The following is a 10650-nucleotide window of genomic DNA, read 5'->3' on the forward strand; positions in this document are numbered from 1 at the left end:
TGTTTCAAGAATGAAAATCTTGCGTCCTAACCCCTAGACGAACGGGCCATTTTGTTTTTGGTGGTGCAAATATAGAAACGTATGTATAAAGCGCAAAATAAATTTTAAATTTTTTTAAACTTCCTATTTCGGTACATTTGTTCAATAAAAAACCGGAGATGCAGATTGCTATAAATGGCTTTGGACGTATAGGGCGTACAGTTTTGAAATTACTTATAGACAGAGAGGACATAACTGTGCTGGCTATAAATGATTTAACAGATGCAGACACGTTGGCCCATTTGTTTAAGTATGATTCCGTTCATCGTAATTTTAAAGGATCTGTATCTTCCGGGGCCGGTTATCTGGAAATAAACGGAAAGAAGATAAAAGTATTTTCGGAAAAGGATCCAGAGAATTTACCGTGGAAAGAATTGGGAATTGACGTTGTTATAGACGCTACAGGTAAATTCCTGACAGAAGAATTAGCATCAAAACATTTGAAAGCCGGAGCGAAACAAGTTGTTTTGTCTGCTCCAACTCAGGATAAGAATATTCCTATAGTGGTGTTGGGAATCAACGATGCAGAGGTGGATCTTAAGAGCCCGATCATTTCGAATGCATCATGTACCACCAATAACGTGGCAGCAATGATAAAAGTACTTAACGATTATTGGAATATTAGGGAAGGATATATTACGACGGTTCATTCTATGACGGGTGATCAAAACTTGCATGATGCGCCGCATAGAGATTTAAGACGGGCCCGGGCGGCTTCGGGATCGATTATTCCTACTACAACCGGAGCGGCAAAAGCCATAACCAATGTTTTTCCGCATTTGGATGGTAAGCTGGGAGGGGCTGGTATAAGAGTTCCCGTTTTAAATGGTTCTTTAACAGATTTTACTTGTATATTAGAGCATCAGCCTGAATCGGTAGAAGAGATCAATAAAGCGTTTAAACTAGCTTCTGAAACTAATCTGGAAGGAATTTTAGAGTATACCGAAGACCCGATTGTTTCGGTGGATATATTAGAGAATCCTCATTCCTGTATATTCGATTCGAAGTTAACGTCTATTGTTGGCGGAATGGTTAAAGTGGTAGGTTGGTACGATAATGAATATGGGTATTCCAGCCGGTTAGTAGACTTAATTGAAAAAATTAAATCCCAAAAATAACGAATGGTAAAATTTGTAAATGTATCTGAGGTATTGTTTGTAAGAAACATTGTATTGCGGGATGGAAAGTTAAGCAATGAGGAGTGTGTTTTTGATAACGACAATGACGAGAGTTCTTTTCATTTGGGCTACGAAATAGAGGGAGAACTGGTAAGTGTAGCCTCGTTCCATAAAGTACCTCATCCAGACTTTTCAGGTGATGGGTATCAGCTCAGGGGAATGGCCACTTTATACGAATTTAGGGGGAAAGGTTATGGCAATATGATGCTTAATTTTGCAATCGTATATTTGCGGGGCAGAAAGGCAAACTATATCTGGTGTAATGCCAGAAAAGTAGCTTACAAATTTTATCTTTCTTTGGGTTTTGAGTTCATTTCCGAAGAATTTGAAATCCCTAATGTAGGTCCACATCGTCAGATGTATCTTAAAATTAATTAGAAGAACCATATTTTATAACATACAAAATGAAAACAGTAGATAGCTTTAATTTTAGCGGAAAAAGAGCGCTGGTGAGAGTAGACTTCAATGTGCCTTTAGATGCTGAATTTAATATTACCGACGATAAGCGAATTACAGCAGCATTACCAACCATTAAAAAAATTCTTAATGATGGAGGTTCTGTAGTACTGATGTCGCATTTAGGAAGACCAAAAGAAGGACCAACAAATAAATTTTCTTTAAAACATGTAGTTGCGCATTTGTCGAACTTATTGGGTAAAGAAGTTCAATTTGCGGATGATTGCATTGGTGCAGATGCAAAGTCTAAAGCAGAGGCTTTAAAAGCTGGTGAAGTATTGTTGATTGAGAATTTACGTTTTTATAAAGAAGAGGAAAAAGGTGACGAAGCTTTTGCTGAGAAATTAGCTCAGTTAGGCGATGTTTATGTAAATGATGCCTTCGGTGCGGCGCACAGAGCGCATGCTTCTACCGCGGTTATTGCGAAATTCTTCCCGAATGCGAAATACTTTGGTTATTTAATGGCTTCGGAAGTAGAAAATGCAGAAAAAGTATTAAATCATGCAGCAAGACCTTTCACAGCAATTATGGGAGGGTCTAAAGTATCAGACAAAATTCTTTTGATAGAGAAGTTATTGGATAAAGTAGATCACCTGGTTATTGGTGGTGGTATGACCTATACTTTCATCAAAGCGTTGGGTGGTTCAATAGGTCAGTCTATCGTAGAGTTAGATAAATTGCAACTGGCTTTAGATGTTATCGAAAAAGCAAAAGAAAAAGGGGTGAAATTACATTTAGCTTCCGATTCTGTTATTGCAGATGATTTTTCTGAAACAGCAAACACTCAAATAGTTCCAACCAAAGAAATTCCTGATGGATGGGAAGGTTTGGATATCGGTCCGGAGACAAGAGAAAGATATGCTAAAGTAGTTGCCGACTCTAAAACTATTCTTTGGAATGGTCCAATGGGCGTTTTTGAAATGAATGCTTTTGACAAAGGAACAAAAGCAGTTGCTGATGCAATTGTAGAAGCAACTAAAAACGGAGCATTCTCTTTAATTGGCGGTGGAGATTCTGCTGCGGCAATTGCCAAATTTGGTTTGGAAAACGAAGTAAGCTACGTGTCTACAGGTGGTGGTGCTTTATTGGAATACATGGAAGGAAAAGAGCTTCCCGGAGTGAAAGCAATTCAAGGATAATCTTTGAGTTGGAGACGCTCTCCTTAAAGTGGCTTAAAGAGTTTTGACCAAAATCAAAACTCTTTAAGCCACTTGTGGTTTTATAGATAAGCGATTTATGTTTTTGATATACAATTCTTATGAACAGAAGATAAAGGCTCTTTTAACTTTTAACTTTACACTTTTAACTTCTCTACATATGTCAAAAATAAAGATAGATATTCAAAGGGCTTACGATGCTCCGGCAGAGGAAGTGGAATCTTTCAGGGTTTTGGTAGACAGACTGTGGCCAAGAGGAATAAAAAAAGAAAATCTGGAATTAGACTTTTGGGCAAAGGATATCAGTCCTTCTTCAGAATTAAGGAAAGCATATCATAAACATCCGGATGATTTTATGACTTTTAAAAAGAATTACTTAAAAGAGTTGGAAACTAATTCTAATCTGGATTCTTTTATGGATGAGCTTAAAAAACATAAAAAGATTGTCTTATTATATGCTTCTAAAGAAAGGGAGAAGAACAATGCAATGGTTTTAAAAGAGTTTTTAGATAAGAAGATATAAAAGGAGCTAACTTCCGACAATCTTAATTATAGTGCCGTCCGGAATATCTTTTAACATAATCTGGCAGGATAATCTGCTGTTAGCTTCGCTATGGGGAAGTACATCTAGCATAGCCAATTCCAGTTCATTAGACTCGGGTATTTGCTCTCCTTTTTCCAGAACTACAATGTGACAGGTAGCACATAAAGCCATCCCGCCACAACTGGCTTCAATGTCGTATTCTGCTGCCTTCAGAAATTCCATCAAGCTTAAAGCTATATCGTCAGGTATTTCAAAGTCATTTCCATACCCAAGCTTATCTATCACAGTTATTTTCGACATGACTATAAAGGATTTATTCCGTAAACGGTAGTATATTTGAAAGTTAGTTTTTCGTCTGGGTATACGTATTTAAAGGCACTTTGTGCCATTAATGCAGCTTCATGAAAGCCACAAAGGATTAATTTTAATTTCCCTTCATAAGTGTTTATGTCTCCAATGGCATATACACCATCTATATTTGTAGAATAATCTTTGGTGTTAACATTAATGGCATTCTTATCTATCCCTAATCCCCATTGTGCTATGGGGCCAAGTTTAGGACTCAGTCCGAAAAGGGGAATAAAATAGTCTGTTGCTATACTTAATGAATTTCTTTCGTGGTCAAGCAATTCTACACTTTCAAGTCTATCCTGTCCCAATAAATCAACTACATTGGACTTTAAGATCAGGTCAATTTTATTTTGCCGGGCCAGCTCAAATACTTTTGCTGCCGATTCAGGTGTACCTCTAAAAGTATCGCCACGATGAACCAGTGTTACACGTTGGGCAATATCTGCTAAATGGATAGTCCAATCCAATGCGGAATCACCGCCACCGGCTATAACTACTTGTTTGCCACTTAAGTCTTTAGGATGTTTAACCCAATACAAAACCCCATTTTTTTCAAACTTTTCCAAAGTTGGTATGGCGGGTTTGCGGGGTTCAAAAGAGCCTAATCCAGCAGCAATGACAATAGCTTTGGCAACTACTTTTGTGCCTTCATTGGTTGTGAGCTCAAACAGGTCATCGCTATTTTTTAGGAAAGATTCTACACGTTCACCCAATGTAAAAGTTGGGGAAAAGGGATGTATCTGTTCCATGAGTTTGTCTATCAGTTCTTGTGCGGTTATTATCGGATAGCCGGGTATATCGTAAATTGGCTTATGAGGATAGACTTCCGAAAGTTGTCCGCCTGTTTGCGGCAATGCATCTATTAAATGACAGCGCATACGTAAAAGTCCAGCTTCAAAAACAGCGAAAAGACCAACGGGACCGGCACCAATAATGCATATATCGCAATTAATCATTTTTATCCTTATATTAATAAACAAATACCATCTTTATTGCTTCTATTTCGGAACAACCTCAAGGTATAATTGGCGTTTTCGAATGTATCCAATTTAATTTACCTATCTTTTTCTTTATAAACTACATTACTCATTACGGAGCAATGTAGTAGTTGTATTGGTTTTGTGTTCCATTAATATTATACCTTAAACCGAGAATGATTGTTTTAGTAAACTTGTTATTGGTTATCAGCAAAAGGTAATTGATTTAGTGTTTATTATAATGTTGCTTTTCATGTGTCCTGTTTTTAATTGATAGTCTTTTCTCCATTTTTATTTCAATACTTTGATTTTTAAACCGTCCAAATGTTCATCAATCAATATCTGGCATGCTAAACGAGTGTTTTTGTTTTTAATATTATGTTTTTGTACGGTTGTTTCTTCATTCCTATTCAAAAAGGTAGGCATGGTACGAAATTCCAATATTTCTATTAAACATGTGCCGCATTTGCCCATTCCCATACAATCTCCGAAATCATCAGGATATAGATTGTCATAAATGAGCATCATGAGATTTCTGTATTCATTATAATGAGTTTTGATATGGTAACTATCTTCTTCATAAATAATGTCAATACCAATGTTTTTGTTTTTATTGAGCAAAATGATCGTTTAATGTTTCCAAAATTCTACAGGATAATTGTCTGTAAAATCATTCTTCTCGTTTTTGAGTATTTCGCCAATACTTTCTAAATCTTCTTTTGGTAATGTTTTTTCTAAAAAGGGAAAAACTTCGCGCTCTTCGAGTCTTATGTGCTGATTAACAGTATCAGTTAAAGTTTGAAAAATAGGATTGTGCGGATGAGGAGATTCTTTAATTTGTGAAATAATCTCATCAATCTGCAGGTGCTGTTGTTTGGCAAGGTTACAAAGTACATTGTCATCCTTTTTAAAAAGCAGTTCCTCCTCCTGTTCAAAGTGTTTCTGCATATGTCAATTCCAGAAGAAGAGCACATAGTCTTTTAAAATAAGTGGGATATCTTTTTTCAATCCTTCCTTAATCTTCCAGCAAAACAATAGCGTAAAATGATGATCTCGGGATAATTGAATTAAAAATTCAGATCTTTTAATAGGGATATTTTTCATAATTATTCCTCCTTAATTTGCTTTACCGCTTTCATAATCCGGGCAATGCTAAAGGCTCTTTTTTTAGCATTGGCTGCAATTTCGCCGGTAAAAAGTTCGTCGATGGTTTGATCGAAAAGAAATAGCCACCTGTCAAAATGTATTTTCTCTATTTTTAAAGGTAAATGAGAGGGCAACGGATCTCCTTTGTACGTTCTGGTATAGAGCAATAAAGTAGACCAGAACTGGACCATTTTTTCCAAATGAGGATTCCAGTCTTTAATAATGGCATTAAAAACAGCACCCAAAAGATCATCCTTTCTGATTTTATCATAAAAAGTATTAACCAGTAAGGTGATATCCTCTACACTTTCAATTTCTTTATTTATTGTGGATACCATAGCTTTAAACAATAACTTTATCTGCACCACCACGCATATTTTCCAGTCGGCTTAAAAACATAGCAGCCATGAGTTCTGATCTTTTCTTACAATCTTCGGCAACTGCTCCTATAAAGAAATGATCTATAGTTTCATGGAAGAGTTGCAACCAGCGTTCAAAATGTTCCTTTTGTATTGGAAGCGGAGCATGTTTGGCGAAGGGATTTCCTTTAAAGCCGGGGACACCAAACAATGCTGCATTCCAAAACTGATACATTTTATTAAGATGAACCGTCCAATCTTGTATAACACTGTTGAAAATAGGCCCTATAAATTCGTCTTGCTGAACCTTATAATAAAATTCATCAACAAAAATTTTAATGTCATCTATATTTCTGATGTCTGTTTTCATGAAAATAAATCAATAGAGAATGAAGTCGTAATAAAATAAATAGTCCAGGCAATAAAAAGAATAAGGATAATAAATACCCAAAAAGGTATACTTTGAGGCGATTCGCTACCCGATATCAGAAAATTCTTCTGGTTACCTTTTCCGTAGGCGTTAATCATAATAGGAATAATCCCATCTACCACTGCATTCTCTTTGATGCCCTCTACAGCTATAGATGGACCATTCCTTACCTCGAAATTGATTAACCTAATGCCTTCTTTGCCTCTGGGATCTTTGCTTACTATTTTTAGCAGATGTCTACCGTCTACCAGTTTAGATGTATCAAGCTCAAAGTTTACAGGAGCAAACAATTCTGCAACCGGAGTAGGGTTATCATCTATAAATAAAAATATCTTACTTTTTTCTTCCATATCATTTTAATTTATGAAGAGATTTTTAATATGGCTTGCAGACTTCTCTCCAGGTTTTATCAAATATTTTACAGTGTAAAATAATGTGATTAAAACCAATACCGCTACAATAGAAATAATTACGTAGTCCCAATTGTTTTGCGGGCCTACACCGTGTGTTATGCCTTTTAAAACCTTAGGCTGTTGCTTTTCACATACAGGGCAAGCCCACAAAGCAATAGAAGAAAACAATATACCAAATATTAACCCAAGTTTTTTCATGATGTACCTATTTACTTTTTAACTTTTTTAACCAGTTCATCTATTTGTTCTGTAGAAACTTTTGGTGCATTATTGCCCCAACTGTTTTTCACATAATTCATGATAGCGGTAATTTCAGCTGGAGAAAGATTATTGTTAGTGCCAACAGGAGGCATTACAGCATAACCTTCGCTTACTCTTCCACTGTAACCGTTCATGATGATGTCTACCATAGCTTCAGGCTCTTTGTCTAAAACAATTTTGCTGTCTTTTAGAGCCGGGAAAGCACCTTTTAAACCTTCTCCATTTGTCTGGTGACACATCTGGCAGTTATTTGCATATAAAGGGGCGCCATCTAATTCCTCTTCTTTTCCGTCCTTAGTAGTTTTGGTTTTAAGCTCCTTTTTATAGAGGAATATAGGTTTTGGTGCAGCTTCCGGAAGATCTGCCTGAACCAAAGATTGCAAGTAAGCTATTAAATGTAAAGCTTTAGTTGTAGCCACAATTTTGTGACGTTTATTGGTTAAATGCTCTTCGGGAACGGTAACTACCACATCAGTGGGTAATACATGTTCTTTTTCTTCGAATAACCAGGGATAGGATGGCATTATGGATTCTTTAACCAGTATTCTGGGGTTATAAAGATGCGTAAGATTCCACTCTGAGCTAGGCTGTCTGGAACCAATATTTGTTAAATCGGGACCTGTTCTTTCTGTTCCCATAAGGGTTGCCGTATTTCGCCAAATATCAGTTCTGGAAATGCCTGCATAGTCAGCCGCAATGCTGGGTCTTTTTCCCCAGGTTTTATCCATGTCTACATTTCTCACCTGTTGGGTATGACAAGCCATACAGCCTTCAGAAATAAATATAGCTTTGCCCATAGCTGCTTCTTTGCTTAAAGGTTTGGCGTTTGGAAGCGGAGCATAATTTTTCTGATTGTCTAAAGCAGGGATAATACATACCAACAAGGTTAAAAAGACAAACAGAGCAGTTGCAGTTATATAAAGTTTTTTATGATTATTAAAATATTCCATGACCAGCTTAGTTATTGTAATCCTCTTTTCTGTCTGTTTTATTGAGCCTATTGATCGCCATCTCGTTAATGTCTATCGACTTGTGGTCTACCAGCATTTTATATAAATTATAGACGAAAAACAGGTGTGATAGCCACATCAGACTTCCACCAATGGCGCGCCACAGCCAATATGGGGCCATAAACACAACACTTTCAATAAAGGGTTTTCCTTCCATCCATAACAATCCTTTTAAAGTACTACCATACATAAGCGGTACAGTGTAAATAAGCAGGCCAATGAGCGCCAGCCAAAAATGTATACCGACTGTTAAATGCGGAGCTTCTTTGCCCGTTAATCTTGGGAATAAAGCATAAATAGCAGCCCAAAGAAAGAAGCTGATAATACCATACATCGTTAAATGGGAATGGGCTACGGTGAAATCTGTGAAATGCCATAACAAATTGGTGTACCTGAAAGCTTCTGCCGTACCTTGTAAAGAACCCGTAAAATAGAATATGATTCCAACCAGAAAGAATGGTAGGGTATAGCTTTGACCTATTTTGTACCATGCTCCTTTAAATGTCAGGAGAAAATTCGCGGTTCCGGCTGCAACGGGTATAACCATGCCCATACTGCCAATAATGGCTGTAGTTTGTAGCCACCAAGGGATGGAACTGAAAATAAAATGGTGTGTTCCGATTAATGTATAGAAAATAATTTGCGCCCAAAATGCCAGAATCCCCAAGCTGTAAGAATATATAGGTTTGTTAAGCTGCTGTGGCAAAAAATAGTATACCACGCCCAGTGTAAACAACATAAACCACATACCTACTCCCTGGTGCATATAGTAACCCTGTACAATAGTCTCTCCTAAACCGCGCTGCCAGAAAGGTAGATAGGCAACCAATGTAATCACAATGGTAAACAGTATAGCTGCTACCATGTACCAGTTGGAAATATAGATTTCCTTAGTTGTTCTTTGTGCAACCGTTTTAATGAAATTAATAACAGTAAGTACCAGTGCAATGGCAAAAGGCAGCATGATTGGCCAGATGTATTCTCTGTACTCACCACCGCCATTATTAATGCCTGCCATTAAGGATAGTGAACCCAATACAACTGTAATATTAATCAGGGCAAAAGCCCACCAACCCAATTTTATACTATGAATTGGTACATTGCTTACACGCGGTACAATATAATGCCCAAGTCCAAGCATGGATAAAGAAGCCCATCCCCAAAACACAGCATTGGTATGGACGGGCCTCAATCTACCAAAACTTAACCAGCTAATATTGTCGGCTTCCGGAGCCATGAATTTAATGCCAAGATATTCTCCAACTGTAGTTCCAAACAATAGCCAAAAAGCAGCAGCAACTATATACCATATAATAAGATTACTTAGTGCAGGATCTATTTTATGTCTTTGAAGCGCCTTCTTTTTGGCTGCAACCAAAGGGAGAGGGGCTTCATGATCAATATCGCTTAACAGGCCGATAGAATCTTCTGCAGGTATATTGCCGGAAAGCTGGTTTTCTGAAATTCGAAAATTTAACGCCTTTTTTCGTTTAATGAGCTCTTGTTCCAGATTATGATCATTATTATCTTCTAGAAAGCCGGAAAATCTTACAGCTTCGCTGATGTCCTGTTTTCTTTTGTATTTATCTAAAGCATTAACCAGTTTTATAATTAAAATAGCTAACCCGGCTAATATGGGTATAAGAATTAAAGCAATAGTAATGATAATTCCTCCATTGTTTAATAACGAGCTATCTGTGGTTTGAGAGTAAGCTTTTTGAGAGGTAATCGCTAAGAAAATAACAACACCAAGTATTTTTTTTGATCTTTCTTTGGATTGTTTATAGCTCAAATAACTCTCTATTTGCTCGCTGTTGAAGTTGTTTAGACGCTTTTTAAACCTATCTTTATTCTCGGATTTATTGTTGTTATCTGCTTGTTTACTGACTGTCTCTGCTTTATTTTTAATATGTATCACTGCCATTAATATAATCAGGATAGCAATGAGCAGGCAACCCATTATGCTTACCTGTACAATAGAAGTATTATTACTTTCCGATGCGATACACAGAGAAGGTAGCGCCAAGGCAATAGCTACTAATAATAGTTTTATCGGGATTTTCATTTTTATATATAGTATATTAACACCTTTTTGTCTTTTATTATTTTAAATTTTTTTATTTTTTCAATGTAGAGTTGCCAAGAATCAGATCTTCGTTGAAATCTTCTATAGTCGTATTCTTTAACATATTGATAATATCATTCCGTATTTTCTTAAATTCATGATGGATAGGGCAGGGGTTACTTTCAGAACAATAGTTTAGTCCTAAACCACAACCTACAAATATTTTATTACCATCTATAGCCTCTACGATGATAGATAAAGGTT

The 10650-nt window shown here is 36.6% G+C and carries 14 protein-coding genes and 1 pseudogene; 4 read left to right on the forward strand and 11 right to left on the reverse strand.

All coding sequences use genetic code 11. The annotated features are described in order from the left end of the window. Positions 1-158: 158 nt before the first annotated feature. From gap to ABWO41_RS10565, 4 genes are all read left to right on the forward strand, one after another. On the forward strand, positions 159-1157 hold the full coding sequence (gap, locus tag ABWO41_RS10550; protein ID WP_353137474.1) for a type I glyceraldehyde-3-phosphate dehydrogenase: 999 nt from the start codon (positions 159-161) through the stop codon (positions 1155-1157). A 3-nt stretch (positions 1158-1160) separates the two neighbouring features. Beyond that, positions 1161-1595 (forward strand): GNAT family N-acetyltransferase, encoded by a 435-nt coding sequence (locus ABWO41_RS10555; protein ID WP_353137476.1) that lies wholly within the window; start codon positions 1161-1163, stop codon positions 1593-1595. Positions 1596-1621: 26 nt separating this feature from the next. After that, positions 1622-2812 carry a phosphoglycerate kinase gene (locus ABWO41_RS10560; RefSeq protein WP_353137478.1) on the forward strand — a complete coding sequence of 397 codons (1191 nt, stop codon included), beginning with the start codon at positions 1622-1624 and terminating at the stop codon, positions 2810-2812. Between the two features lie 178 nt (positions 2813-2990). Continuing rightward, entirely contained in the window at positions 2991-3353 is a 363-nt protein-coding gene (locus ABWO41_RS10565; RefSeq protein ID WP_353137480.1) for a DUF488 domain-containing protein, read from the forward strand. A gap of 6 nt (positions 3354-3359) precedes the next feature. Here the strand turns inward: ABWO41_RS10565 and ABWO41_RS10570 are convergent, their stop codons facing one another. The 11 genes and pseudogenes from ABWO41_RS10570 to ABWO41_RS10620 form a co-directional block, all read right to left on the reverse strand. Beyond that, positions 3360-3674, reverse strand: coding sequence for a 2Fe-2S iron-sulfur cluster-binding protein (locus ABWO41_RS10570; RefSeq protein ID WP_353137482.1), 315 nt, complete (start codon positions 3672-3674; stop codon positions 3360-3362). Positions 3675-3676: 2 nt separating this feature from the next. Further along, positions 3677-4681 (reverse strand): NAD(P)/FAD-dependent oxidoreductase, encoded by a 1005-nt coding sequence (locus ABWO41_RS10575; RefSeq protein ID WP_353137484.1) that lies wholly within the window; start codon positions 4679-4681, stop codon positions 3677-3679. 312 nt (positions 4682-4993) lie between these two features. Next, the gene (locus tag ABWO41_RS10580; protein WP_353137486.1) at positions 4994-5323 is read right to left on the reverse strand and encodes a 2Fe-2S iron-sulfur cluster-binding protein; all 330 of its coding nucleotides are present in this window, start codon (positions 5321-5323) and stop codon (positions 4994-4996) included. Between the two features lie 9 nt (positions 5324-5332). Beyond that, on the reverse strand, positions 5333-5650 hold the full coding sequence (locus ABWO41_RS10585) for a hemerythrin domain-containing protein (RefSeq protein ID WP_353137488.1): 318 nt from the start codon (positions 5648-5650) through the stop codon (positions 5333-5335). Between the two features lie 158 nt (positions 5651-5808). Further along, a complete protein-coding gene (locus tag ABWO41_RS10590) occupies positions 5809-6186 on the reverse strand; it encodes a group III truncated hemoglobin (RefSeq protein WP_353137490.1) in 378 nt (125 codons plus the stop codon). Between the two features lie 4 nt (positions 6187-6190). Further along, positions 6191-6577 carry a group III truncated hemoglobin gene (locus ABWO41_RS10595; protein WP_353137492.1) on the reverse strand — a complete coding sequence of 129 codons (387 nt, stop codon included), beginning with the start codon at positions 6575-6577 and terminating at the stop codon, positions 6191-6193. Further along, positions 6574-6987 carry a cytochrome C gene (locus ABWO41_RS10600; protein ID WP_353137494.1) on the reverse strand — a complete coding sequence of 138 codons (414 nt, stop codon included), beginning with the start codon at positions 6985-6987 and terminating at the stop codon, positions 6574-6576. The genes ABWO41_RS10595 and ABWO41_RS10600 overlap by 4 nt, the downstream gene beginning before the upstream one ends. Before the next feature lie 6 nt (positions 6988-6993). Then, positions 6994-7248, reverse strand: a complete 255-nt coding sequence (locus ABWO41_RS10605) for a hypothetical protein (RefSeq protein WP_353137496.1) — start codon at positions 7246-7248, stop codon at positions 6994-6996. An 11-nt stretch (positions 7249-7259) separates the two neighbouring features. After that, a complete protein-coding gene (locus ABWO41_RS10610; RefSeq protein ID WP_353137498.1) occupies positions 7260-8261 on the reverse strand; it encodes a cytochrome c in 1002 nt (333 codons plus the stop codon). A 7-nt stretch (positions 8262-8268) separates the two neighbouring features. Beyond that, complete coding sequence (locus tag ABWO41_RS10615; protein ID WP_353137500.1) at positions 8269-10386, reverse strand: cbb3-type cytochrome c oxidase subunit I; 2118 nt, start codon at positions 10384-10386, stop codon at positions 8269-8271. 52 nt (positions 10387-10438) lie between these two features. After that, positions 10439-10650: pseudogene (locus ABWO41_RS10620) on the reverse strand (transcriptional regulator); the annotation flags it as partial.

This window comes from Pseudopedobacter sp. (assembly GCF_040392825.1).
In the GTDB taxonomy this organism is placed as follows: domain Bacteria; phylum Bacteroidota; class Bacteroidia; order Sphingobacteriales; family Sphingobacteriaceae; genus Pseudopedobacter.